The sequence below is a fragment of the Streptomyces sp. CB02959 genome (genome assembly GCF_002803155.1).
In the GTDB taxonomy this organism is placed as follows: Bacteria; Actinomycetota; Actinomycetes; order Streptomycetales; family Streptomycetaceae; genus Streptomyces.
In genome coordinates this window covers 502,426-527,428 of the sequence record NZ_NNBP01000002.1, presented here as the reverse complement: position 1 = coordinate 527,428, position 25,003 = coordinate 502,426, and the positions used below count along the sequence as shown (strand labels likewise).

23 protein-coding genes are annotated in these 25,003 nt (G+C 73.0%); 10 read left to right on the top strand and 13 right to left on the bottom strand.

The window, feature by feature from the left end; translation table 11 throughout:
* Nucleotides 1-313: 313 nt before the first annotated feature.
* Complete coding sequence (locus CG747_RS05590; protein WP_100600467.1) at nucleotides 314-961, top strand: TetR/AcrR family transcriptional regulator; 648 nt, start codon at nucleotides 314-316, stop codon at nucleotides 959-961.
* Nucleotides 962-1,011: 50 nt separating this feature from the next.
* Here CG747_RS05590 and CG747_RS47790 read toward each other — a convergent pair whose 3' ends face one another.
* Nucleotides 1,012-1,809: a DUF6214 family protein gene (locus tag CG747_RS47790; protein WP_180985404.1), complete on the bottom strand. Its 798-nt coding sequence runs from the start codon at nucleotides 1,807-1,809 to the stop codon at nucleotides 1,012-1,014.
* 196 nt (nucleotides 1,810-2,005) lie between these two features.
* Between CG747_RS47790 and CG747_RS05580 the strand changes: the two genes are divergently transcribed.
* Nucleotides 2,006-3,379, top strand: coding sequence for an FAD-dependent oxidoreductase (locus tag CG747_RS05580; RefSeq protein WP_257980230.1), 1,374 nt, complete (start codon nucleotides 2,006-2,008; stop codon nucleotides 3,377-3,379).
* Nucleotides 3,380-3,449: 70 nt separating this feature from the next.
* Here CG747_RS05580 and CG747_RS05575 read toward each other — a convergent pair whose 3' ends face one another.
* The 4 genes from CG747_RS05575 to CG747_RS05560 form a co-directional block, all read right to left on the bottom strand.
* Complete coding sequence (locus CG747_RS05575; protein WP_100600465.1) at nucleotides 3,450-3,821, bottom strand: helix-turn-helix transcriptional regulator; 372 nt, start codon at nucleotides 3,819-3,821, stop codon at nucleotides 3,450-3,452.
* A gap of 563 nt (nucleotides 3,822-4,384) precedes the next feature.
* Nucleotides 4,385-5,470 (bottom strand): methyltransferase, encoded by a 1,086-nt coding sequence (locus CG747_RS05570; protein WP_180985395.1) that lies wholly within the window; start codon nucleotides 5,468-5,470, stop codon nucleotides 4,385-4,387.
* A 37-nt stretch (nucleotides 5,471-5,507) separates the two neighbouring features.
* Nucleotides 5,508-6,722 carry a cytochrome P450 gene (locus tag CG747_RS05565; protein WP_100600463.1) on the bottom strand — a complete coding sequence of 405 codons (1,215 nt, stop codon included), beginning with the start codon at nucleotides 6,720-6,722 and terminating at the stop codon, nucleotides 5,508-5,510.
* Between the two features lie 729 nt (nucleotides 6,723-7,451).
* A complete protein-coding gene (locus CG747_RS05560) occupies nucleotides 7,452-8,549 on the bottom strand; it encodes an NADH:flavin oxidoreductase/NADH oxidase (RefSeq protein ID WP_100600462.1) in 1,098 nt (365 codons plus the stop codon).
* Nucleotides 8,550-8,922: 373 nt separating this feature from the next.
* Here CG747_RS05560 and CG747_RS05555 point away from each other — a divergent pair, with 373 nt between their 5' ends.
* The 6 genes from CG747_RS05555 to CG747_RS05530 all read left to right on the top strand — a co-directional run bounded on the left by CG747_RS05555 (nucleotide 8,923) and on the right by CG747_RS05530 (nucleotide 14,523).
* Nucleotides 8,923-10,008 (top strand): sialidase family protein, encoded by a 1,086-nt coding sequence (locus CG747_RS05555; protein WP_100600461.1) that lies wholly within the window; start codon nucleotides 8,923-8,925, stop codon nucleotides 10,006-10,008.
* 55 nt (nucleotides 10,009-10,063) lie between these two features.
* The gene (locus CG747_RS05550) at nucleotides 10,064-10,741 is read left to right on the top strand and encodes a uracil-DNA glycosylase (protein ID WP_100600460.1); all 678 of its coding nucleotides are present in this window, start codon (nucleotides 10,064-10,066) and stop codon (nucleotides 10,739-10,741) included.
* Nucleotides 10,742-10,780: 39 nt separating this feature from the next.
* Nucleotides 10,781-11,779, top strand: coding sequence for a phospholipid scramblase-related protein (locus CG747_RS05545; RefSeq protein WP_100600459.1), 999 nt, complete (start codon nucleotides 10,781-10,783; stop codon nucleotides 11,777-11,779).
* Entirely contained in the window at nucleotides 11,772-12,812 is a 1,041-nt protein-coding gene (locus CG747_RS05540; RefSeq protein WP_100600458.1) for an N-acetylglucosamine kinase, read from the top strand. The genes CG747_RS05545 and CG747_RS05540 overlap by 8 nt, the downstream gene beginning before the upstream one ends.
* Before the next feature lie 72 nt (nucleotides 12,813-12,884).
* Complete coding sequence (locus CG747_RS05535; RefSeq protein WP_100600457.1) at nucleotides 12,885-13,823, top strand: sirohydrochlorin chelatase; 939 nt, start codon at nucleotides 12,885-12,887, stop codon at nucleotides 13,821-13,823.
* Nucleotides 13,824-14,169: 346 nt separating this feature from the next.
* Nucleotides 14,170-14,523, top strand: coding sequence for a nuclear transport factor 2 family protein (locus CG747_RS05530; protein WP_257980229.1), 354 nt, complete (start codon nucleotides 14,170-14,172; stop codon nucleotides 14,521-14,523).
* A 34-nt stretch (nucleotides 14,524-14,557) separates the two neighbouring features.
* On the opposite strand, the gene CG747_RS05525 is transcribed toward CG747_RS05530, so the two are convergent.
* From CG747_RS05525 to CG747_RS05495, 6 genes are all read right to left on the bottom strand, one after another.
* On the bottom strand, nucleotides 14,558-15,649 hold the full coding sequence (locus tag CG747_RS05525) for a lactonase family protein (RefSeq protein WP_100600456.1): 1,092 nt from the start codon (nucleotides 15,647-15,649) through the stop codon (nucleotides 14,558-14,560).
* Nucleotides 15,650-15,833: 184 nt separating this feature from the next.
* The gene (locus tag CG747_RS05520; protein WP_180985401.1) at nucleotides 15,834-17,336 is read right to left on the bottom strand and encodes an FUSC family protein; all 1,503 of its coding nucleotides are present in this window, start codon (nucleotides 17,334-17,336) and stop codon (nucleotides 15,834-15,836) included.
* Nucleotides 17,337-17,651: 315 nt separating this feature from the next.
* Nucleotides 17,652-18,179: a GNAT family N-acetyltransferase gene (locus tag CG747_RS05515; protein ID WP_100600539.1), complete on the bottom strand. Its 528-nt coding sequence runs from the start codon at nucleotides 18,177-18,179 to the stop codon at nucleotides 17,652-17,654.
* Between the two features lie 162 nt (nucleotides 18,180-18,341).
* Nucleotides 18,342-19,061, bottom strand: a complete 720-nt coding sequence (locus CG747_RS05510) for a hypothetical protein (RefSeq protein WP_100600454.1) — start codon at nucleotides 19,059-19,061, stop codon at nucleotides 18,342-18,344.
* Nucleotides 19,062-19,785: 724 nt separating this feature from the next.
* A complete protein-coding gene (locus CG747_RS50920; protein ID WP_374701744.1) occupies nucleotides 19,786-20,379 on the bottom strand; it encodes a helix-turn-helix domain-containing protein in 594 nt (197 codons plus the stop codon).
* A 163-nt stretch (nucleotides 20,380-20,542) separates the two neighbouring features.
* Nucleotides 20,543-21,001 (bottom strand): DUF6624 domain-containing protein, encoded by a 459-nt coding sequence (locus CG747_RS05495; protein WP_100600538.1) that lies wholly within the window; start codon nucleotides 20,999-21,001, stop codon nucleotides 20,543-20,545.
* 299 nt (nucleotides 21,002-21,300) lie between these two features.
* Here CG747_RS05495 and CG747_RS05490 point away from each other — a divergent pair, with 299 nt between their 5' ends.
* A complete protein-coding gene (locus CG747_RS05490) occupies nucleotides 21,301-21,813 on the top strand; it encodes an Lrp/AsnC family transcriptional regulator (protein WP_100600453.1) in 513 nt (170 codons plus the stop codon).
* A gap of 52 nt (nucleotides 21,814-21,865) precedes the next feature.
* On the opposite strand, the gene CG747_RS05485 is transcribed toward CG747_RS05490, so the two are convergent.
* Nucleotides 21,866-22,951 (bottom strand): sugar ABC transporter substrate-binding protein, encoded by a 1,086-nt coding sequence (locus CG747_RS05485; protein WP_100600452.1) that lies wholly within the window; start codon nucleotides 22,949-22,951, stop codon nucleotides 21,866-21,868.
* Nucleotides 22,952-23,232: 281 nt separating this feature from the next.
* Here CG747_RS05485 and CG747_RS05480 point away from each other — a divergent pair, with 281 nt between their 5' ends.
* Entirely contained in the window at nucleotides 23,233-24,120 is an 888-nt protein-coding gene (locus tag CG747_RS05480; RefSeq protein WP_100600451.1) for a phenylalanine 4-monooxygenase, read from the top strand.
* 117 nt (nucleotides 24,121-24,237) lie between these two features.
* On the opposite strand, the gene CG747_RS05475 is transcribed toward CG747_RS05480, so the two are convergent.
* Nucleotides 24,238-24,990, bottom strand: coding sequence for a PP2C family serine/threonine-protein phosphatase (locus CG747_RS05475; RefSeq protein WP_100600450.1), 753 nt, complete (start codon nucleotides 24,988-24,990; stop codon nucleotides 24,238-24,240).
* Nucleotides 24,991-25,003 lie beyond the last annotated feature (13 nt).

The window sequence follows — 25,003 nt, the reverse complement described above, 5'->3', positions numbered from 1 at the left end:
TGAGGTGAGGTGAGGTGGATCGTGGCGTCAAGCCGTCCAAGGGATCGCGAAAGTCAGCAACGAGTCAGCAAAGGCATGATCAGAACCGACCGGAGATGAGCGAACCTGCAACCGACGTGAACCGAGGTTCACCTCTTGACCTGGCAAGACGCTGGTCATGAGGTCAACCCCGGCCCCGCGTCCACCCGATTCGGACGATCCCCCGCGTCGCCCGAATCAGGCGGCCTGACCGGATTCGCCGCCCTCGCGGGCGGGCATCCGGGACCTGTGCTGAGTATATTGGCTCTCAGCCAGTCAACGCAGGAGTTCCAGGATGTCCCCCCGCAGCGCATCGGTCAATGAAGAATTGCGGCGGCGCTCCCGCGAGCGGCTGCTGCAGGCGACGGTCGAGCTGGTGGGCGAGCGCGGATACGAGGCCACGACGCTCGGCGACATCGCCCGACGCGCGGGGGCGGCGCGCGGTCTGATCTCGTACTACTTCCCCGGCAAGCGCCAGTTGCTGCAGTCCGCGGTGCACCGGCTGATGCACCGCACGCTCCAGGCCGCGCTGGAGCGGGAACCGCGGCCGACCGGGCCGGACGCCGGGCGGGAGCTGATGGCCCGGGCCATCGACGCGATCCTGGGGCTGGCCCACGACGAGCCGCTGCTGATGCGGACGCACATGGCCGGCATCCTGACGTCCACGGGTTTCGTCCAGTGCCTGGAACAGCAACGGCTGGCCCAGTTGCTGCGCGAGACGGTGGTGGCCTACGGGTCGGCGGATCCCGACACCGACTATCCGCTGCTGCGGGCGCTGCTGATGGGGTCGGTGGTGCCGATGCTGCTCCCGGGGGCGCAGATGCCGCGGGTCCGGTTGCGCGCCGAACTGTTCCAGCGGTACGGGCTGGACTGGGAGATGGGCGTGCCGCCGGGCGAACTGCCGACCGAGACCGCACCGCCGCGGGGGCGCCCCGGCCCGTGACGCCGCGCGCCCTCCGCCGCCGATCCACCGGACGGGCCCGGACGGGCCCGTCATGGAGCCTGGGGCCCGCCCTGGCGCTTGTTGTGCCGCGGGGTCAGCAGTCCGGCGTCGCGGGCCCCGGCGATCAGTCGCAGGGCCCGGCGCCGGTTGCGGCCGGTGGCGTTCATGACGGCCAGGACGGGGTCCTGGCCCTCCTGCTGGGCCGCGCGGTAGGCCGCCGCGGCGATCTTGCGGCGTTCACCGGCCCGCGAGCGGACCAGGACGGCGGCGCGGGCCGCGGCGGGCGGCGGGGCGGCGTCCGGTTCCGGTGCGCCGTCCGGGACCGGGGCGGCCCCGGTGCCGTCGGCCGCGGCGGGCGCCGCGGGCCCGGGCGCCCCGTCGGCCGGCGCCGCGCCGCCCGCACCGGCCGAGGCGCCGGCCACCGGCCCGGCGTCCGTATGGCAGAGCGCGCCCTCACCGTGGACGACCTGGCCCGCCAGTACGGCGCCGCCTGCGCCGGCCTCCCGGGGCCGGGCCGGTCCCCCGCCCTCTTCGGGCGCGACGGACGCCGGTCCGGGCTCCGGCCCCGGCGGCGTTCCGGGGCCGGGGCGGGGCTTCGGGGCGCGTCCGGTGGCCGCCCGGCAGGCGTCGTCGAGCGGGCCGTCGATCCAGTGGGCGAGCGAGGCGAGGGCGTCCAGTGTCAGGGGCGGGTCGGCACGGACGTCCTCGACGGTGAGGCGGTCGTCGGTGGCCGTCACCAGGACGTCGATCCGGGCGCCGTGGGGGAAGGTCAGCCGGGCGCTGAACCAGGGGCCCAGCTCGGACGCGGCCGAGCCATGCGCCTGAAGCTCCCAGTCGGGCCACTCCAATGCCCCGCCTTGCGCTTTATATCGGTGGTTATCGGTATAAAACTCACTTTCCGACACAAACAAAACCTAGCCTCCAGCTCACCCGGCCAAGGGGCACGGCACGCTCAGCGGACCGGGAGCAACCCCGATAGCGCAGCTCTCCCGCCGCACGCCCGCCGGTGCGATCCTGGGGGTACTCCGCGGAAGGGGCCACCCCGTGCTTCGTGTCGCAGTGATCGGTTCCGGACCGAGCGGTGTCTACACCGCTCAGACTCTGGTCGGGCAGGAGGACGTGCCGGACATCGAGGTCTACGTCCTGGACCGACTGCCCTGCCCGTACGGTCTGGTGCGCTACGGCGTGGCGCCCGACCACGAGAAGATCAAGTCGCTGCAGAACAACCTGCGGACGGTGCTGGAGCACCCGCGGGTGCACTTCCTGGGGAACGTCGCGGTGGGCGCCGCCGGGGTCGGGCTGCGGGAGTTGCGGGAGATGTTCCACGCGGTGGTGTTCTGCGTGGGCGCCGCCACCGACCGGCATCTGAACATCCCCGGCGAGGAACTGCCGGGCAGCCATCCGGCCACCGACTTCGTCGCCTGGTACAGCGCGCACCCGGACGCGGCGGCCGACGGCTTCACGCTGACCGCCCGGTCGGCGGTGGTCATCGGGGTGGGGAACGTGGCGGTGGACGTGGCCCGGATGCTGTCCCGGGGCGCCGCCGAACTGGCCGCCACCGACATGCCGCAGGGCGCGCTCGGGGCCCTGGCCGACAGCCGGGTCGAGGACGTCTGGATGGTGGGGCGGCGCGGCCCCTCGCAGGCGAAGTTCACCACCAAGGAGCTGCGGGAGCTGGGGGCGCTGCCCGGTACCCAGGTGCTCGTCCGGCCCGAGGAGCTGGCGCTGGACCCGGCGTACCGTGATCCGGGCGGGCTGCCGGCGCCGGTGCGGCGGAACATCGAGGTGCTGCGCGACTGGGCCGAGCGCCCGGTGGAGCGGGCGGCGGGGATGGGCCGGGCGCGCCGCATCCACCTGCGGTTCTTCCTGCGGCCGGTGGAGATCCTCGGGGGCCCGGCGACCGGCGTACGGGCGGTGCGGTTCGAGCGGACCGCGCCCGACGGGCGGGGCGGGGTCGCGGGGACGGGTGAATTCGAGGACGTCCAGGGGCAGTTGGTACTGCGGTCGGTCGGCTACCGGGGACTGCCGCAGCCGGGGCTGCCGTTCGACGAGACGACCGGGACGGTGCCGCACGCGGCCGGCCGGGTGCTGCGGGACGGGGAGCCGGACCCCGGGGTCTACGTGGCGGGGTGGATCAAGCGCGGCCCCACCGGGGTGATCGGCACCAACCGGCCGTGCGCCAAGGAGACCGCCACGTCCCTGCTGGCGGACGCCGCCGGGCTGGCACGGCGGGCGGTGGCGGCGGATCCGGTGGCGGCCCTGGAGCGGGCCGGGGCCCGGCCGGTGCCCTGGCGGGGCTGGCTGGCCATCGAGGCGGCGGAGGCGGAGCGCGGGCGCGAACTGGGGCGCGGCACGGTCAAGCTGGCGGACTGGGCGGGGCTGCTGCGTGCGGCGCGGTCGGTGATGGTGGGGCGTTAGGACGAATCCGATCCGGCGGGCAGGCCCCGCATCCGACACCCGCGCGCCCGCGGGGCGGGTGCGGGCCCGTTCAGAGCGCGCCGAGACGGCGCTCCTGGAGGCCGGCCGCCCGCAGTACGCCGTCGATCAGGCCCGGGAAGAGTGCGTCGAGGTCGGCCCGGCGCAGGCCGTTCATCTTGGCGGTGCCGCGGTAGATCTGCTGGATCACGCCGTGCTCGCGCAGCACCCGGAAGTGGTGCGTACAGGTCGACTTGCTGACCGGGAGCTCGATGTCCGCGCAGTTCAGCTCGCCCTCGGCGGCGGCCAGCGCGCAGACGATCCGCAGCCGCATCGGGTCGGCGAGGGCGTGCAGGACCTGGGCGAGCCGGATCTCCTCGCGGTCCGGGTGCGGGAGCGACCGGGCGCCCGAGACGGCCCCCTCGACTGGCGTTTCGGTCGACATGACGGCTCCTGACCTGCGGATCTACTGACCGGCGGCGCGCTCGCACGTGATGTTCACCGGTGGTCGCGGCGGCCCTTGAAACCCTCATTGTACGAGAACCGTCGTAGTTTGACATCTGGCGTACCAGCCAGGACGCGCGGTACGGGCGTGGGTTGATCACGCCGGCGTCGGTGCCGCGCCTGCACTCGACGACGGCCCGTGCACCGTTCTCGTCGATGCTCTGCGAGGCGATCCGTCCGCCGTCGCCGTCGTTGGCGATGGCGACGGCGTACTCGCTTGCCGGCAGGCGCCCGCCCGACGTCGTGTCCATGTGCGCCTGGATGAGGCCCTGCAGAGACGAAGCACAAGAGCTGTCCGCGTCCCGTGATTTCACCGCTGCCGCTCGTCCCGGACAGGTCCTGCAATAGGCGTGGCGCCTCGCCAGTGCGCCAAAGGGGCGCAGGTCGAAAGGCGTTGGGCGGTGCGGCATCCGGATCGGCAGCAACCGGGGGCCACCGCCCTCGTGGGCGCCGAGCGGCGGGCAGCGCCTGGGCAAGAGGCGCTGCCCGCCGGGCAACCGTGCTTCAGCGGCGCTTGGCCACCAGCAGGTTCCAGTGGGTGAAGCCGTCGAAGAACGGCGTGATCGATTCGACGTCGAAGCCGGCCGCGTCGATCATCGTCCGGTACTCCGACTGGGGCCGGACCTTCCCTCCGTTGGTGGCGAAGACGGCGAAGTCGATGGCCGACACCTGCTGGGCATGCACCGGGTTCACCTCGTCGTCGGTGACCTCGTCGGCGATCATCGAATCGACCACCACCAGGGTCGCACCCGGTTCGGCGGCGCGGTGGATGTTGCCGACGATGCGCGCGGCGTTCTCGTCGTCCCAGTCGCACAGCGTGCTCTTGATCATGTAGAGGTCGCAGCCGCCGGGAATCTCCTGCAGGAAGTTGCCGTCGATCAGCTCGACCCGGTCGGCCGTGCCCGCCTCCGTGAACAGCGCCTTCGCCCTGCGGTTCACCTCGGCCCGCTCGTACAGCACTCCGTGCACGTCGGGCACCTCGGTCAGTACGCCGTTCAACAGGTTCCCGTGGCCACCGCCGACATCGGCAATCCGCTTGAAACCGCTGAAGTCGTACTGCCGCACCAGCGCCTGCGCACAGTGCGCGGTGACGTGACTCATCGTCACGGCATAGTGCTCGGCTTCCTCTTCGTGGTGGTCGTAGTACTCCCAGAACTCATAGCCGTCGACCTGCGTGTTGACGCGGCGACCCGCGCGGACCACCTCGGCGAACCCTTCGGCCCTGCGCGTGAGGTTGGGGCCGACTATGCCCATGGCGACGCTCTTCAGCCGGCCGTGGTCGGCCTCCATCGCGGCCCCCAGCGGGCCGAGCTCGAAAGTGTCACCCGTCTCGCGGACCAGGTCCAGCGATGCGGCGGAGCGCAGGAACCGGCGCAGCGCGTCGGGGTCGGCATCGATCGCCTCGGCCAGTGCGTCGACACTTCGCGGACCGCCGGCCAGGTGCTCGGTGATGCCGAGCTGCGCCGTCGCCCGCACGATCTGCGAAAAGATGTAACTGGTGATAATCGTGCGCAACGTCGTCGCCGCGTCGGTGTCCGCCTCGGGGGCGCCCATCGTGTCCTTGTTCATCGTCGGACTCTCTTCGGTCATCGTCGGACTCTCCTCAACTCTCGCGCAGCGGGCCTCGTCACCAGACGACTGGAAGTTCCTCAAGCCCGCACACATTGATGGATTCCTTGCATGAAAGGTGTTCGATCGGGGCGGCCAGTCGAAAGTCCGGGCGCCGGCGCAACAAGGTCTCAAGTACGATGCGGAGTTCGGTGCGTGCCAGTTTCGCGCCGACACACTGATGCGCCCCGTGCCCGAAGGCCAGATGACCACGGCCCTGGCCGATACGCAGTTCGCCGGGTTCGCTGAATACCCGGGGATCGCGGTTGGCCGCCTGTACCGACAGCACCACGCCTTCCCCGCTGCGAATCGTCACTCCACCGACCACGACGTCCTCACGCGCGACGCGCAGGAGTCCCTGTTGGGCAATGGTGAAGTAGCGAAGGAACTCCTCGACGGCCCCCGGGATGCGCGTCGGGTCCTGCGCGAGCTCATGCCGGAGTTCGTCGTCGTCCAGCAGTTGCGCGACCGAGACCGTGATCATGCCTGCCGTGGTCTCGTGCCCCGCTATGAGCAGAAGGTTGGCGAGCGACACGAGCTCGCCGTGGTCGTACTCGCCGGCTTCCCGGAGCAGCCGGATCTGCCTGCCGAGCAGGTCGTCCGGCGGGTCCGCCTCTTTCTCGCCGATGAGTCGATCCAGATACGACGTCAGTTCGGTGAAGATGCCCAGCCGGTCGGCCGCGCTGGTCTCACGCCGGAATGCGGCGGTGGTGCGGCCGTTGAACCAGTCGTGGTCGGCGTAGGGAATGCCCAGGACCAGGCAGATCACAGCTGAGGGAACGGGCAGCGCAAGCGCCTTGACCAGATCGACCGGCCCGTCTGCGGTCTCGATCGCGTCGAAAGCGGCATCGACAATGCGCTGGATGTCCGGCTCCATGGCCCGAACCCGGGCGGTGCCGAACTCGTCCTGGATCCTGCGTCTCGCCACCGTGTGCTCGGGCGCGTCCATCCCCGCCATCGTCGGCGGCATGCTGGCCACGGCTTCTCGCTGGCCGGGCGCCAGCACCGGGTAGCCGTCCCGGCGGAGGTCCGAACTGAACCTGTGGTCGGCGAGTGCGGCGCGGACGTCCGCGTACCTGGTCACCAGCCACGGTTGGCCTTCGTATGTCTTGACCGGGCACACCGGAGCGGTGTCCTGTAATCGTAAGTACTCGCCCGGCGGCGCAAAGGGCCACGGGCTCGCGAGGGGAAACGGTACGACCGCGTTCTCCGTGAGCCCTGTGGACTCGGCCATGACTCCTCCTTGACCACGGTTGGTATCCGTCGGTGTGCAAGCAGAACTCCACCAGCTACGTCGAATACGGCGCTTTCCCGGGGTGCCGGGAAAGCGCCGTACGACGTGCATGAGTGTATAGAGAATGCGCGCGGCGATGCCATACATATCTGGAATCGATTAAGAGGACGGCGCCATTCCGTCATGCCGCCGACTACCCAGGAACGCCCTCGAATTCTCGGGCCGATGGGACCGCATGCGGCTCATCGCCGAGCACAACAGTGTCATCGCCGGGGCGCGCCCTCGCCGCGTTCGGCACGGTCCGCATTCCCGCTCGGCGCGCGACCGGAGAGGCCACGCACCGCCAGGTATCCGCACAACTCGCGGCGCCGGCCGGGAGAAAAAAATCAGTTGACCGACACCTTTCTTTGTGCGGTCCGGACGCATTACTCTCTCGATGGCCGCAAAGTTGCATATCGACCTTGAGGACGGAATAGCATAAAGGGAAAGCGTAATTCGGCCTTCGGCGGTTTACTGGGTCGATATCCGCATGCGTGACCAGAGGTACGTAATGCGCGTTATGTGGATCAAGTAAAGCCCGGCTCGGCGAGTGGCCTTGCGCCGGGAAGCCGCCCGAAGGCATCAGGCCGACCTGGACGAGAACCGCCGCCTCCCCAAAGCGGCGGTCCGCTCGCCTCCGGCAGTGGATGTGCTGCGGGATTCCCCGAGCACACGCGGAGCCGTCCGGGGTCAGACGGCCCTGTGGTACTGGACCGGCGCGGACACTTCGCCACCGAGTTCTCGCGCGGCATGTCGCGCGAAGTAGGGATTGCGAAGCAGCTCGCGGCCGATCAGCACCGCGTCCGCCTGCCCGTTCTCGATGATTTTCGCAGCCTGCCCCGCCTCGGTTATCTGCCCGACGGCACCCACGGGAAGCCCCACCTCGGACCTGACCCGCTCCGCGAACGGCACCTGGTAACCAGGTCCGGTGGGAATCCGGGCCTTGGGTGCGTTACCGCCGGTGGACACATCCAGCAGGTCGACCCCATGCGCCTTCAAGACGGCGGCGAACCGCACAGTATCGTCGACGGTCCACCCCTCGCGCTCGTCATTCGGGTTTTCCGTCAACCAGTCGGTCGCGGAAATACGGAAGAGGACGGGCAGTTCCTCGGGCCAGACGGCACGCACCGCGTCCACGACCTCCAGCGCGAAACGCGTCCGGTTCTCAAAGGACCCGCCGTACGCATCGGTGCGGTGGTTCGTGTGCGGAGAAAGGAACTGGTCGATCAGGTAGCCATGGGCCCCGTGGACCTCCACCACCTCGAATCCGGCGTCCCGGGCCCGGCGAGCGGCGGCGGCGAAGTCCGCAACCACTCGCTGGATTTCCTCGACCGTCAGCTCGTCCGGGACGGGGTGCCCGTCGTCGAAAGGCAGCGGGCTCGGCGCGACCGGCTGCCAGCCATCCGCTTCGGAGCCGACGGGAGCACCGCCGCGCCACGGCGCGTCCGTCGATGCCTTACGGCCGGCGTGGGCGATCTGCACACCGGGAACCGTGCCCTGCCCCTTGAGGAAGGAGGTGATCCGCCGGAACGCCGCCGCCTGCCGGTCGTTCCAGAGGCCCAGGTCCCCGGGGCTGATCCGCCCTTCCGGGGAGACGGCCGTGGCCTCGACCAGGATCAGTCCGGTGCCGCCGGCGGCTCGCGCGCCGTAGTGCGCGAAGTGCCAATCTCCCGGTGCACCGGCATCCGGACCGGACGCCTCAGCGCTGTACTGGCACATCGGTGACATCCAAACCCGGTTGGGGATGGTCAACGACCGAAGCTGAAAAGGCTCGTAGAGAGCACTCACAAAGGACTCCGTTCACGCCGGCAGCCGTCTCGGCCGCGCCTTATACGACAGTAACCGTACTACGAAGCTCATCGAATTACGACACCCTTCGTACTACCCGCCGGTCCGGCACTCGTCGACGCCCGACGCCCCACTGGGGCCAGCGTGAAGTGACGGTGCGCCAGAAGGGTTCGGCGGCGCCCGGCCGCGAGCCGCTGCGCCCGCCGCGCCTCGGACAGCGCTCCGCCCGCGGACTAGGCGCCGCCGCGCATCTCCCGCAGCAGTGCCACCGGGCCGTCTGACCTGCACGGACGTCGATGCGGCACGCCGTTGTCAGTGGCCGGGTGCACACTGGCGACTATCTGAGACAACGGCGTCCCGGAGGTGTTCCGGCATGACAGACGTACTCCTCGCGGTGGGCACCCGCAAAGGGTTGTTCATCGGCCGCCGACGGCGCGGAAGCTGGCAGCTGAGCGGCCCGCACTTCCCCGCACAGGCGGTGTACTCCCTCGCGATCGACACCCGCGGCCCGCGGCCCCGGCTGCTGGCCGGAGCCGACAGCGCGCACTGGGGCCCGTCGGTCTTCCACTCCGACGACCTGGGCGAGAGCTGGCACGAACCGTCCCGCCCGGCCGTCAAGTACCCGAAGCACACCGGGACTTCGCTGGAGCGGGTGTGGCAGCTGCATCCGGCGGGCCCGGCCGCGCCCGACGTGGTCTACGCCGGCACCGAGCCCGGCGGCCTCTTCCGGTCCACGGACCGCGGTGAGACGTTCGAGCTGGTCCGGGCCCTGTGGGAGCACCCCAGCCGGGAGAGGTGGATGCCGGGCGGCGGCGGACTGGCCGTGCACACCGTGGTCACCGACCCCCGGGACGCCGCCGCGGTGACCGTCGCGGTCTCCGCGGCCGGGGTGTTCCGCACCCACGACGGCGGCGCCAGCTGGGAGCCGTCCAACAAGGGCGTCAAGGCGGTCTTCCTGCCCGACCAGCACCCCGAGTTCGGCCAGTGCGTCCACAAGATCGCGCCGGACCCGGTCGACCACGACCGGCTCTACCTCCAGAACCACTGGGGCGTCTACCGCAGCGACGACGCCGGAGCGACCTGGACGGACATCGGCGCCGGCCTGCCCTCGGACTTCGGCTTCGCGGTCGCCGCGCACCCCCACAGCGGCGGCGTCGCCTATCTCTTCCCGATCACCGCCGACATCGACCGGGTGCCGGCCGGGCACCGCTGCCGGGTCTTCCGCACCTCCGACGCCGGCGCGAGCTGGGAACCGCTGAGCGCCGGGCTGCCCGAGGAGGAGCACTACGGCACGGTGCTGCGGGACGCCCTCTCGGTCGACGACGCCGACCCCGCAGGAGTGTATTTCGGCAACCGCAACGGCGAGCTCTACGCCAGCCCCGACGCGGGCGACAGCTGGCGGCAGCTCGCCGCCCACCTGCCGGACGTGCTGTGCGTGCGGGCGGCGGCGGTGGCCTGAGCGGCGGACGGCCGGGAGTTGAAGGAGGGCGGGCATCGGCCAGTAGGGTGATGCCGTGGCTGCACGACCTCTCCAAGACATCGTCGAACCAGGCTGGGCCAAGGCACTTGAGCCGGTCGCCGGGCAGATCGCCGCGATGGGCGACTTCCTGCGGGCGGAGATCGCCGCGGGCCGGACCTACCTCCCGGCCGGCAGCAATGTGCTGCGCGCCTTCCAGCAACCCTTCGATGAGGTGCGGGTACTCATCGTCGGACAGGATCCCTACCCCACCCCCGGACACGCGGTCGGGCTGAGTTTCTCCGTGGCACCGGACGTCCGTCCGCTGCCCGGGAGCCTGGAGAACATCTTCCGCGAGATGCACTCCGACCTCGGGCTCCCCCGACCGTCCAACGGCGACCTCACCCCCTGGACCCGGCAGGGCGTGCTGCTGCTGAACAGAGCGCTGACCACGGCGCCGCGCAAGCCCGCCGCGCACCGCGGCAAGGGCTGGGAGCAGGTCACCGAGCAGGCCATCCGGGCCCTGGTGGCGCGCGACGGCCCGCTGGTGGCGGTGCTGTGGGGGCGCGACGCACGCAACCTTCGACCGCTGCTGGGCAACCTGCCGGCCGTGGAGTCCGCCCATCCCTCTCCGATGTCCGCCGACCGCGGGTTCTTCGGCTCACGGCCGTTCAGCCGGGTCAACGAGCTCCTCGTCGGACAGGGCGCCCAGCCGGTGGACTGGCGCCTGCCCTGAGCCGGGCCGCGCCCCGGGCCGGAGGATAGTGTTCCCGGCATGACGCAGACGAACATCCCTGCGGGTTGGTACACCGACCCGCAGGGCACCCCCCAGCAGCTCCGTTGGTGGGACGGCTCCCAGTGGACCGGGCACACCCACCCCGGTCAGCAGGCACAGCCCCCGGCGCAGGCCGGACAGCCGGGCCAACCGCAGCCCGCACCGCAGCATGCGCCCCAGCAGGCCCCTCAGGCGCAGATGCCCCAGCAGTACGCGCCGCAGCAGCAGCCGGCCCAGGCCCCGTACGGCCAGCAGGGCGGATACCCGCCGCAGATGCCGGGACAGACCGGACAATCGGGCCCCTACTCCACCGACGCGCACCACCAGGCGCAGCAGCAGGGCGGCATCCAGCGTCAGGTGCAGCAGCAGGCCGGTGTGGCCCCGACCGGGCCGGGTGGCGGCACGCTGTTCACCGAGCCCGTGCTGGTGGTCAACCAGAAGGCCAAGCTCATCGAGGTGAGCAACGAGTACGCGGTCTACGACCAGAACGGCACCGCCCTCGGCTCGGTCGTCGAGGTCGGCCAGAGCACCGCGAAGAAGGTGCTCCGGGTGGTCTCCAGCCTGGACCAGTACATGACCCACAAACTGGAGATCCGGGACGCCTACGGCCAGCCGCAGCTGGTGCTGACCCGGCCCGCGAAGCTCATCAAGTCCAAGGTGCTGGTGGCGCGTCCGGACGGCCGGCCGGTCGGCGAGATCGTCCAGCAGAACGCCATCGGGAAGATCAACTTCTCGATGCTGGCCGACGGCCGGCAGGTCGGTGCCATCAAGGCGGAGAACTGGCGCGCCTGGAACTTCGCCATCGTCGACCACACCGACGTCGAGATCGCCCGGATCACCAAGACCTGGGAGGGCCTGGCCAAGACGATGTTCACCACCGCGGACAACTACGTGCTCCAGATTCACCGGCAGCTGCCCGACCCGCTGCTGAGCCTGGTGGTGGCCACCGCGCTGACCGTCGACACCGCCCTCAAACAGGACGCTCGCGGCCTTGGCTGAGCCCGCGGGCACCGGGGCCGGTGACCACGTCCTGGGCGTGGACTCGGGCGGGTCCGGCCTGCGGATCGCGGTGGCCCGGGTCGGCGCCGACGGCGGACCGCCCCGACCGGCGGCCACGTTCACCTCGCGCGAGCCGGTCCGCACCGGCCCGGACGGCATCGACGCGGACCACCTGCTCGACCAACTCCTGCCGGCCGCCCGGGAGTTGGCGCAACGGGTGGGCGCGGACCGGTTCGTCGCGGGGTGCGTCGGCGCGGCGGGCATGGGCACCCTCGGCGACGCCCTGCGCGCTCGGCTGCCCGCGGCGCTGGCCGCCGCCTTCGGAGTCCGCCACCTCGCACTCGCCGCGGACGCGGTGACCGCCTACGCCGGAACGCTCGGCCAGCGGCCCGGTGCCGTGGTCGCCGCCGGCACCGGCCTGGTCGCCCTGGGCACCGACCTGACCCCGTCGGGCGGTTGGCGCCGGGCCGACGGCTGGGGGCATCTGCTGGGCGACTGCGGCAGCGGTGCGTGGATCGGGCAGGCCGGGCTGGCGGCGGCGCTACGCGCGCATGACGGCCGCCCCGGCGGTTCGCGGGCGCTGCTGGCCCGGGCGGAGGCGGTGTTCGGGCCGGCCGCCGGGCTGCCCGCCGCGCTCTATCCGCGGCCCGACCGGCCCGCCGTGCTGGCCGCGTTCGCCCCCGAGGTCGCGCACTGCGCCGCCGACGACGCGCTCGCCGCCGGGATCCTGGCCGACGCCGCGCGCCATATCGCCGACTCCGCGGCCGCAGTCTGCCCACCGGGCCCCGGCACCGCGGTCGCGCTCACCGGCGGTCTGCTGGGCCTGGGCGACCCGCTGCTGTCCCCGCTCCGGACGGCGCTCGCCGAGCGGCTGCCCGGCGCCCGCCCCACCGAGGCCGCCGGGAGCCCGCTCGACGGGGCGCTGGCGATCGCCGCGGCGCTCGCCGCGGACCGCCTGGCACTCCCCGTCGACGGGAAGTTGTTGCAGATCACAGGGCATGTGACGGACCCGCCACCCCGACGCGCGGGATAAAACGGGACGGATACCTCGTGGCGGAACCCTCCCTCGGCAGCCGGGCGCGGCGAGGCGTTAGCATGCGGCGCCATGAGTTCCCCCACTGGGCCCGCACCTGGCTCGCCCCGTATCGACGCCGACGCCCCCGGCCTGCCCGTCCGCATGCCGCGCGCCCGGCAGTCCGGCCGCCACCGCAAGCCGGAACCGCTCGCCGCTCCCGAGGGCGCACCCGCCCTGGTGCTGGCCGTGCCCGGCACCCCCACCTCCGCCTCGCGCAGCCTGGCGGAGGAGGTCTCCAGCATCGCCCGGTCCGAACTGCCCGGCCTGGACGCCCGGATCGGCTACGTCGACGGCGGTGACAGCGAGTTCCCGTCCCTGGAGGCGGTGCTGGCGCACGCCGCCGCCGAGCAGAAGGCCCGGGCGACCGCGGCCGGCCAGCCCGACCCCGGCCCCGGCGCGGTCGTCGTCCCGCTGCTGGCCGGCCCGGACAGCGCCCTGCTGCGCCGGATACGCCAGGCCATCATGAACAGCGCCTCCGGCGCCGAGCTGACCGACGTCCTGGGCCCGCACCCGCTGCTCGCCGAGGCACTGCACGTCCGGCTGTCCGAAGCCGGTCTGGCCCGCGCCGACCGGGCCCGGCTGTTCACCGTCGCGACCGCCGCGGACGGCATCATCCTCGCCACCGTCGGCGGCGAGGAGGCCGTGCAGGCCGCCGGGATCACCGGCATGCTGCTCTCCGCCCGGCTGGCCGTGCCGGTCCTGGCCGCCGGCCTGGACGAGGAGGGCGCCATCGCCCGCACCGCCGAGCAGCTGCGCACGTCCGGTTCGCAGCAGCTGGCGCTGGCCCCGTACCTGATCGGCCCCGAGCTCGCCGACGGCCTTCTGGGGGCGGCCGCGGCCGAGGCGGGCTGCGCGTCGGCCGAGGCGCTGGGCGCGTACGGCGCGGTGGGCCGGCTGGTGGTGTCGAACTACGCGGCGAAGATGGGGATCACCCTGCCGGGCCAGGGCCTGGGGGCGCCCGTCCGGTAAGTCCGCGTCGCCGTCGCGCGGCATCGGCAGCACGTCCGGAGCCGCACCCGTTCACCGAGGGCCGTCCCGCGCCGACCGCGCGGGGCGGCCCTCCGCGCTGCCCGGCCTCCCTGCCGACCCCCGCACCCCCGCTGAGCGGCGCAGATGCCCGTCAGGCGGCCTGTGGGAGCGGGGCGGCCCCAGGGGCGGTAAGGGGCGGCCGCGGGCCCTGTACGGGCGCTCTGCGGCCGCCGTGCGCCCCGCCCTGCGCCGCCCCGCTCCCCGGTCTCCCCGCGCGGCCGATGAGTCGGGCCCCGATGCCTCGTCTACCGTCATGGCCCACCCCGCCCCTCAGGAGGAGGACACCGTGCAGGACACCATCGCGCCCGAGGACGTCGCCCGCGCCTGCTTCGCCGCGTACCTGGCCCAGGACCGGCCGGCCATGGAGCGGCTGCTCGCCGAGGAGTTCGTCTTCACCAGCCCGCAGGACGACCACATCGACCGGGCCGCGTTCCTGGAGGTCTGCTTCCCGACCGCGGACCGGGTCCGCTCCCAGGAGGTCCTCGACGCCGTCCCGTTCGACGGCGGCCAGGTGTTCGTCCGCTACGAGTACGTGCTCACGACCGGCGAACGCCACCGCAACGTCGAGGTGATGACGGTGCGGGACGGTCGGCTCACCGAGACCCAGGTGTACTTCGGCGGGCGCTTCCCCCAGGGGTGACGGCCGCGCCGGCCGGCCCCCGGCGGACGGTCCGTCAGACGAAGACCACGCACGAGGCGGCCGGCACCGGCACCGAGCCGCCGCGGGCCGGGACGCCGGTCTCCGGGTCGACGGTGAACCAGGTGACGTCGCCGGAGCGTTCGTTGGCGGCGTAGAGGTGGCACCCGTCGGGGTGGAGCGCGAGGTCGCGGGGCCAGTGGCCGCCGCACGGGACGTTGGCGACGAGGGCGGCGGTCCCGGCCCCGGCGTCCAGGGAGAGCACCGCGATGCTGTCGTGACCGCGGTGGGCGGCCCAGGCGAACCGGCCGTCCCGGGAGACGGCGAGCGCGGAGGGGTACGTCGGGCCGTTGCCCGCCGCCCCGTCGGTGAGCAACGGGGTCTCCCCCAGCGGCGTCAGCGTGCCCCGGTCGGCGTCCCACCGGCAGAGCGTCACGGTCGGGTCGAGTTCGTTGATGACGCAGACGAGGTCGCCGCGCGGGTGGAAGGCGAGGTGGCGGGGACCGCTGCCGGGGCGCAGGCGGGTCTCGTTCCGCACGGTCAGGGTGCGGTCGGCGGGGTCGAGGGTGCAGATCCGGACCGAGTCGGTGCCCAGGTCGACGCTGAGCAGCCACCGGCCCCCGGGGGCGGGCAGCACGGCGTGGGCGTGCGGCCCCTCCTGGCGGTCGGTCCGGGGGCCGCTGCCCTCGTGGGCGAGGACCCGCGCCGGCCCGCCGAGGGTGCCGTCGTCCCGTACGGGGAGCGTGCTGACGCCGCCTGAGCTGTAGTTGGCGGTGACCAGGTGGCCGGCGGTCAGGGTGAGGTGGGTGGGGTCGGCGCCGCCCACGGGGACGGCGGGGGCGAGCAGGACGGGCCCTTCGGGGGTGAGGCGGAAGGCGGCGGCCGCGCCGTGCGGGGTCTCGCTGACGGCGTAGAGGCGGCAGCCGCCGGGGTCCGGCACCAGGTAGGAGGGGTTGGGGACGGCGTCGGTGGAGTGCAGCGGGGTGAGCGCCCCGGATGCCGGGTCGACGGCCGCGGTGGTGATGCCGTGGCCGCCGGCGGTGGTGAAGGAGCCGAGGTAGGCGCGGAGGCCCTCGCCGTGCGCCGGTCCGCCGGTGGTCCGCCCGGCCGCTGGTCCCGTCGTCGCCACTGGTCGCCGCCCTTCGTGCGCCTGCCCGTCGGGGACCGTTCGGCCGGGTGGCGGCCGGTCCGTGGCGGCCCCGCCGTCCGGACGGTGTCCCGTTGTCGGGGCGACGCTAACAGGACCGGTGGGGGCGGCGCCGGTGGTGGCCGAGACCGGACGGTGGCGCGGCCGGCGCGCCACCGGTCGGCGCTCAGGACGCGGCGAACGGCGCCCGGGGCGAGCTGCGCACCGGGTGGGCGAGCGCGGTGAGCGCGGACTCCAGGTGGTGCAGGTGGGCCAGGGCGCGTTCGGCACCCGGGTGGTGGGCCGGTGCCGGGGCCGGGCCGTCGAGCGCGGCCATGGCCGTGGCCCCGGGGGCGAACAGCGTGCCCACCACGGCCTCCACGCGCTGGCAGGCGGCGGTCAGCCGGGCGTCGTGCGAGGCCGCCGGATCGGCGGCGACCTCGGCCAGGCCCCGCACCTGTGCGGCGCACTCGTCCAGGTAGGCCACGACCTGGCGGGCGCGGGCCTTGCGGTGCCGCAGCGGGTTGAGCGGGTGCAGCAGCGGCACCAGGGCCAGCCGCACACGGGCCAGCAGCAGCTCCAGCTCGGCGACGTGCGGTGTCGGGTCGGCCCGGTCGTCCCCGGCGAGCCGGCGGGCGGCGACCGCGGTGCAGTCCCGTACGCAGTGCACCGCGCGCTCGATCCACGCGTGGGTCGCGGCATGGGTGGTCACCGGCAGCACCAGCGCGACCGCCAGTGCGGCCCCCAGCGCGCCGACCGCGGTCTGCTCCAGCCGCACCGCCAGCAGCCCGGGGTGCAGGACGCCGAGCAGGCCGTAGAGCAGTCCGGCCATGACGGTGACGAAGAACATCATCCAGCTGTACGAGGGCGCCGCGGCGTAGAAGATGCCGAAGACGCAGACCGCGACCAGTGCGACCGTGGGGACCGGGGCGCCGTGCAGCGGGACGGCGACCAGCAGGCCCACCGCGATGCCGGTGACGGTGCCCAGCATCCGCCGGAATCCGCGGACCAGGGTGTCGCCGCGGGAGGCGGTGTTGACGAAGATCCACCAGGCGGAGACCACCGCCCAGTACCACCGGTCCTGCGACAGCACCTGGCCGGCGGCGAGCGCGAAGCCGCAGGCGGCGGTCGCCTGGACCGCCTGCCGGGTGGTGATCCGGGCCAGACCGCGGCCGCCCGGCGGGGCCACCGCGGCCGGTGGCGGCATCCGGCGCTCGTAGCACCAGAGGCCGAAGCGGACGGTCGCGGACGCGAGCAGCCCCAGCGTCACCGCGCCGCACAGCTCCGGCAGCCGGTCCGGGGTGGCGTGCAGGAACTGCACCATGAAGAACATCATGAACGCGAAGATCCCCAGCGCGTGGCCGCGCGGGCCCCAGCGGCGGGCGTACACCCCGGCGCCGACGACGGCGAGGAACGCGGCGTCGCGCAGCAGGGGGTGGCCGTGGAGCGCGCAGGCCGCCGCGAGCACGGGGAGGCCGGCGGCGGGCAGCAGGGCGGTGGTGACGGCCTGGCCGCGCACCGTGGGGTCGCCGACCGTGAAGAGCGCGAGCAGCGCGGCGAGCCCGCCGGCGACGGCCGCGAGGACCGACTGCGCGGCGAGTCCCGACACCGTCACCGCCAGCCCGATCCCCAGGACGGCCCGGACGGCACTGCGCAGCCGCACCCGTCCGGGGTCCGGAGCCACGAACATCCTCTTCAGCACGGCCTCCCCTTCGTTCTTCGCCCGCGCCGGCCGGTGCGCCGGGGCGGGCGACAGCCCATGAAAAAGGCGCCGCGGAGTCCGCAGCGCCATTGACGAGAACATCACACCATCAAGCCACCAGATGGCTCAACAGAGGACGAAGCAGCTGGTCCATTGGCCTAGTCGAGAGGCATTTCAGTGTGCCAATAGCGGACCAACGGACCAGCCGTTGCGGGATGCCCGGACGGCGGGGCCGCGTCGGGTGGGCCTCCCGTGGGGTGCCCGACCCGGGTGCCTCACCCGGGATGTCTCACCTGCGATGCCTCACATGGGAAGGGAGCGCAGCCGCACCGGGCCGGACGGCCACGAGGCGCCGTCCTGCAAGGGCGTCCACATGGTGCGCAGCGGCATGACCACCGGTCCGGCGGGCTGCTCGACCCGCACCTCCGCCTGGACCTCCCGCCAGCCGAGCCGGGCGTAGAGGGCGACCAGCGCCGGGCGGCAGAAGAGGAGGCCGTGTCGCGGTCCCATGGTGCGGGCGTGGTCCAGTGCGGCCGCCACCACCCGCCGGGCCAGCCCCAGGCCGCGGACGTCGGAGGCCACCGCCACCCCGCCGACGCCGATCACCGAGGTCTCCGTCCCGCCCAGCTCGATCGGCAGCCGGCGCAGACCGGCGTGCGCCACCAGGCGGCCGTCGAGCCGGATGCCGAAGTGTTCTTCCTTGGGCAGCCAGGTCAGGCCCGCGGCGGCAACGCCGAAGGGGTCGGGGCCGTCGCCGAGGATCTCGGTCAGGTGGTCGCCGGTGAAGTCGTCGAGGCGCACGGCGGCGCGCTGCGCGGGGAGTTCGGTCATGCCGTGCATCATGATCCGCCGGACGGCCGGTGACCAGCCCGGGCGGCTCGGGCCGGGGTGGGCCACCGGGCCACCAGGCCACCAGGCCATCGGGACGGGTGAGCCCGGGACGGTGGCGCGCGCCACCGTCCCGGGCTCACCCCGCCGGTCTGCCGCCACGGCCTAGCAGCTGACCTTCTTGATGTAGAAGTGCTCCGCGTCGCTGACCTTGACCCACTTCCCGTGGCTGCCGCCGCGCTCGGTGAAGCCGATCCCCCAGGAGTGCTTCAGGCCGCGGAAGGTGCAGTGGGCGTTGACGTAGAACGTGTCCCAGTCGTGGCCCTTCGGGGTGGTCCGGTTCTTGTGCAGGACCTTGCGGGCGGTGCCCTTGCAGGGGCCGTGCCGCTTGTCGCACCAGTCCTTCGCCACCAGGACCGGATGGCCGGTCTCGTTGGTGGTCTCGCTGCACAGCGGGCCCGTGCAGCCCCCATGGTCGTCGCGGTCCCGGCCGAGGCCGGTGCCGCGTCCCCGATCAGCGTGCCGGCCGCGAGGATCCCCCCGCTGACGGCCGCGACGATCGTCGTCCGCAGTCGCATGTCTCTCTCCTCGTCGTTCCCCGTTGCGTACCCGTGTGCCGGGTCGGTGGTGGTAGGGCGCCCGGCAACGAGCCTGGCGGCGGGCCACGGTGGTGGACAGCGGCGGGCCGTGCCGTTTCCCCCCCGCCGCGCCGTGCCCGCAGCCGCGGAGGCGGGCTCCGGCCAGCCACTGCTGGAGCCGGTCCACGGCGCCGGCGGCGGGGGTCGGCGGTTCGCCCTCCACCTGGAGGACGACCGGGATCCTGGCGCCGCCCCAGTTGTAGAAGTAGGCCCGCCGCACTCCCTGTTCGACGCCGTAGAGCGCCATCAGGTAGAAGCGGACCGCGTAGTCGCGGGCGCGCGGGCCGGTCGGCGGGCTGGTAGGCGATGTCGTAGTCCGGGCCGGTGATCCACAGCCGGGTGCCGACGCCCGCGCCGTGCAGGACGCGGTTGACCGCGGCCAGTTCGCCGGTGACCTCCTCCGGTGGCCGTTCCGCGGGGCGCTGCCGGGTCTTCAGGGCGGCGGCGTCGCACGCCTGGTAGCCGTCGGCCGCCGCGAACTCCCGGAGGAAGCGCAGTCCGGCGGTCTCCCGGAGGTGGCCCATGGACGGGCAGACGACGACGGCGCCCGGGTCGGTGCGGCGGATGATCCGGGCGGCCCGGCGGACCATCTCGGCCATGGTGCGGGCGCTCCCGGAGTAGAAGTGCCGGTCGTTGACGGTGTCCCACAGCTCGTACGCCCCGATGCGGCCCCGGTAGCGCGCGGTGAGCGCGGCGACGAAGGCGTCCCAGTCGGCGAGGTGGTCGGGGGGGTGCGGTGCGGGCGCCGTCGGCGTAGAGGGACTTGCGGCCGTCGGGCGCGGCCCAGGGCGGGGTGCCGCCGAGGGTGAACAAGGTCTGCTTGCCGCCCCGTCGGGCCGCGGCGACCATGCGGTCCAGGGCCGTCCAGGCGAAGGCGGCGCGCCGGGGCTCCAGTTCCGTCCAGCGGGTGCCGCTGTCCCAGAGGCGGACGCTGCCGATGCGGAACGAGGGCAGTGTGCCGGTGTTGCTGTTCATGGTGACCCCGAAGAGGGCGGGGTCGACCGGGTCCGGGGCCCAGGTCCAGCGGTCGCCGGGGTCGGCGGTCGCGAAGGTGGCGGGCCGGTCCGGGGCGCCGCGGTGGCGGGTGGCGGGTGGGCGGGCCGGACCGGAGGAGGTGAGGAGCAGCAGGAGGGCCAGGCACAGGACGGCGTGCACCGCGGGGGCGCGGGGTGCGCGGGGCCGGGCCCGGGTCGGAGCGGGCGGCCGGGGCGGGTTGGGCCCGGGGGCACGGTCCGGGGCCGGTGGTGCCGGCGGGCGCGGCGGGTCCTGTGGATCCGGCGGGTCCGGTGGGTCCGGTGGGTCCGGTGGGGTCTGCTCCGTTGCCGGCGGGGCGGTCGCCGCGGTCCACCGCCGCAGCAGTTCGTTGAGCTCCCAGGCGTCGGCCCCGCGTTCCCGGCCGAGGGCGGCGACCACGGCGTAGTCGCGCGGCACGCTGCGGCCGGTGCAGTACCGGTGCAGTACCGGTGCAGCGTCGAACCGGTGGTGAACGTGGCCCGGGCCAGCGCCGCGTAGCTCAGCCCGGCCCGCTCCTTCAGCTCGTGCAGCAGCTCGGCCAGGCTGCGCACGTCGTCCGTCCGGTCCACGACGCCCCCTCCGCGGTCACCCCGCTCAGGTTCCCAGTCCGGCGCGGGCGGACGGCGCTCTTCGGGCGAAGTACCCCCCGAAGAGCCGCCGGTGTGCCGCGGGGCGGCGGGCACCGCAGGCCCCGGGCGGGGTGCCGGGTGGCGCTCAGGCGAACTGGGCGACGTACTCGTCGAACGGCGGGATGCCCACCTCGACCCGCCGCTGGTCCATCCGCTCCGGGTCCCGGCACGGCCACGGTACGGGCGCACCGTCCCGGACCCCGGCGATCTGGGTGCCGTAGACCTGCTCGTGCCCGTCGTTGACGCGGGTGCGGTCCGTGAGGAAAGCCAGGTCGCGGGGGCTCGCCAGGCCGTCCGCGACGGCCTGTTCCATCAGGCGCAGGGCGCGGCGCTGCACCTCCAGTTGGCGGTCGGCGTGCTGGGCTATCAGCCAGGCGGCGCGGGCGGCGTCGGCACCGAAGCGGTCCGCGGTGGGCCAGCCGTGGGCGTCGATGATCTCCGTGAGCCGGTCGGCGTGCCGGGCGGTCAGCCGGCGCCAGGCCAACTGGTCGGCGAAGTCGCCGCTGTTGGCGAGGGGCGCGGCCTGGTTGTCCGCGACGGCCATGGCGACGAGTTCGGCCGCCGCCGTGGCGAGGCCGTCGTCGGCGCCGTGGTGGCCCCGGTCGCCGTGGTCGGTGCCGGGCTCCTGCGCGTCGTACGTCATCCGTGCTCCAAACGGTGGTGGTGACCCTGCGCCGGGTCGACTGCCTCCACGCTAAAGGCGCGAATCGGCACGGAAGATCATGCTTGGGTACGGTGACAGGAGGGGTGCCGCGCCCGGACAATGGATCTGTCCCCGGAACGCTCCGGCCGTTCTCGGCGCCCCGCCGACCAACCAGCCGACCGTGAGGAGACCGTGGGCCGATGGCCGTGGACGCACTGGACGCGAAGATCCTCCGCTTGCTGCTGGAGCAGCCGCGGACGAGCGTGCGGGAGTACGCCCGGGTGCTGGGGGTCGCCCGCGGGACGGTGCAGGCCCGGCTGGACCGCCTGGAGCGGGACGGGGTGATCACCGCCTACGGTCCGCGGCTCTCGCCCACCGCGCTGGACCACCCGGTGCTGGCCTTCGTGCACATCGAGGTGACGCAGGGGCACCTGGAGGAGGTCGCCGCCGCGCTGGCCGAGGTGCCGCAGATCATCGAGGCGTTCTCCACGACCGGCGGCGGGGACCTGCTGACGCGGGTGGTGGCCCGGGACCCGGCACACCTGGAAGACGTGATCCAGCGGCTGATCAGCCTGCCGGGGGTGGTGCGTACGCGCACGGAGGTGGTGCTGCGCGAGCGGGTGCCGCACCGGATGCTGCCGCTGGTCGAGGCCGTGGGCGGCGCGGCCGGGCACGCGGGTGAGGCGCGCGGGCGGGACGGCAGGCCGGGGTGACCGCGGCGGGTCCGGGGCCGGCCGGGCGCTAGGGCGTGGCCGGCCCCGGGCCTCACTTCAGGCCGAGGGAGGCGCACTCCGCGGCGAGGGCCGGGGTGCAGAGCCAGTCGGTGCGGACCACGCCGTCGCTGACGACGGTGTCCTTGAGGTTGTCCTTGGTGACCATCGTGGCCTTGAAGAGCTTGGCGGGGATGCCGGACTTGCTCTTGCTGTCGGCGGTGGTGGAGGTCAGCGAGGTGATGCTCTGCCCGCGCAGCAGACGGAAGGCGATCTCCGCGGCGGTCTCCGCCTCCGGCCGCACCTCCTTGTAAATAGTGAACGCCTGAGTGTCGTTCAACAACCTTTGCAATGCGGGGAGTTCGGCGTCCTGACCGCCGACGGGAACATTCTTCACGCCGGCCGACTTCAGCGCGTCGGCGATACCGCCGGCCATCCCGTCATTCGCCGAGTAGACGGCGTCGAAGCCTTGCGGACCACGGGAGTTGATGACGTCGGTCATCTCCTTCTTCGCGGTTGCCTCGGACCATTCGGGGACGTCCTGCTCATCGACGATTTTGCGGACCTTGCCGTCGAGTGCGGCATGCGCGCCCTTCTTGAAGGACGGGGCATTCGGGTCGTCCGGGGAACCGTTGAACATGACGACGTTGGCGGTGGCGGCCCGGGAGCCGAGCGCGGCGAGAATTCCCTCGCCCTGGAGGCGGCCGATCTTCTCGTTGTCGTAGGAGACGTACGCCTTGACGTCGCCCTCGGCGAGCCGGTCGTAGGCGATGACCTGTACGCCCTGACGTGCGGCGGAGTCCACCCAGCTCTTGGCCGCGGCGGCGTCGACCGGGTCGAGGACGATGACCTTGACGCCCTTCTTCACCATGGCCTCGAACTGGGTGCGCTGGGTGTCTGCGCTGGACTGGGCGTTCCCGTAGTCCACCGTGCATTCGAGGCAGAGCGCCGCGATTCTGCGGGAAATGATGCGGTGATCGAATTTCTCGTACCGGGTGGATTTGTTCTCGGGAAGGAGGAGGCCGATGTGGTCCTTCCCTTCGGGCGCTGCCTGATCACCACTTCCACAGGCCGCCAAGGGTGCGGCGAGGGAAAGAGTCAGCGCACTCACGATGACGCGGCGACGTATTGTTGCATTCATCACATTCACTGCGCCCATTGCCTTCATCGGCCTCATGAAAAGTACCTCCACAGGGGCCGCCTGACTCGGCCCATGAAGGGCTGAGTGAACGTCACCGAAGCCCGGATCGTCAAGAAACGAAGCAATACCGATACAAAAGCGAGTCATGCGTTGAGAGGCCGAAGGCGACGGGGGTGCGGCGCGCGGCGACCCGGCGGCGCGCACGGCGCCGGCCGCGGCGGACCGCACACCGGCGGCTACGCCAGGTGATCTTCTCCCGGCCGTGGGGCAGGTTCTGGGCCATGAGCACGGTACGGAAGCGGACCCCCGTCTCCGCCGAAGGGCGGCTGGGCCGCGCGAACGAACACCCCGGGCGCCGCGACCAGGACTACCGGCAGCGCCGCGACGCCCTGGCGGCCCGCGCCACCGGCCACCCGGTGGGCGCGCCGTACCCCGGTGTCGAGTACACCGAGGAGGAGCACCGGACCTGGCGGACGGTGCATGCCGCGCTGGCCCCGGCGCACCGGGCGCACGCCTGCCGGGAGGTACTGGAGGGCGGCGAGGGCGCGGACATCCCCGCCGAGCGGGTCCCGCAGCACGCGGACGTCACACCCGGGCTGCGGGCCCGCTCCGGGTTCGCGCTCACCCTGGCCGGCGGAGTGGTGCCCAACGAGCGGTTCCTGGGCGCGATGGAGCACGGCTACTTCCACGCGGTGCAGTTCGTACGCCATCCGGCCGTGCCGCTGTACACCCCCGAACCCGATGTGCTGCACGACGTGTTGGGGCACGGGATCCATCTGTCGTCGCCGCGCGTCGCCGAGTTGTACCGGGTGATCGGCCGGGCCGCGAACCGGGTCCGGACCGAGGGGGCGCTGGACATCCTGAGCCGGGTGTATTGGTACACCCTCGAATTCGGGTTGATCACCGAATCCGGGGCCGCCAAGGCGTTCGGCGCGGCGCTGCTGTCCTCGTACGGGGAGATCGCCGCGCACACCGGCCGGGAAGTCCGCGAACTGGACATGTCTGCGGCAGCCAGCACTTACTACCGGATTTCCAGCTATCAGCCTGTTTTGTTCGCAGCGCGCTCTTTCTCCCATCTTGAGGACTCGCTCGGTGCGTTCTGCGCGGAATTCGACGACGACACCGGGAATCGGCTCGGACTGCCGTCGCTCCCCCGCGATCGCGGATAGGCCCCGTCGTCGGCCTCCTGGCTGCCCGACGGCGGTGGCCCGCAGCCGCCGGGCGGTGCCGTACCGGCGCGGCCACCCTGGCCCGACCGCTGCGGCCACCGAACCGGACGCGCCGCCTCACCCACCGACGCCGACCAGCGCCACCGTGATGTTGTCCGGCGCGCCCGCCTCGATCGCCGCCTTCCACAGCTCGAAGGCGGCCCGCCCACCGTCGTGCGCCCGCAGCACTGCGGCGATTTCCTCGTCCAGGACCGGATCGGTCAGCCCGTCCGTGCACACCACGTACCGCCGCTCCGGAGCGAGCGGCACGCTCCGCACATGCGGGGTGATCGCGCTGAACCGCGCCGCGCCGCCGATCGCCTGCGTCACCAGCGACGTGGTCCGCTGTCCCGCCCGCAACGGCGGGCTGTCGTCCACGCTCACCTGGCGCATCCCGTCCCCGTCCGCCTCCAGGACCCGGCTGTCGCCGACGTTGAAGACCAGCAGCTCGTCGGGCAGGACGACGGTGCCGGCCACCGTCGTGCCCATCGCGGTCAGCGCCCGATCGCGCTCGGCCGCGGCGTACACCGCCCGGTTGCACCGGGTCAGGGCCTCCCGTACCGCCTCCTCGCTGTCCAGTGACGGCCCCAGCGCCGCCAGGTGCGCCACGGTCAGCGCGCTCGCCACCTCGCCGCCGGGCTGCCCGCCGATTCCGTCGGCGACCGCCACCACCAGGGGGCTGCCCAACGGGAACACCAGCGTCTGGGGGTTCTCGGTCACCGTGCCGCACAGCGTCCACGGCCCGGCGACCAGACTGTCCTCGTTGTGCTCCCGGATCAGACCGGTGTGGCTGAGCGCCGTCACCGTGACGTACCGCGTCACCGTGTCCATGGCCGTCGCTCCC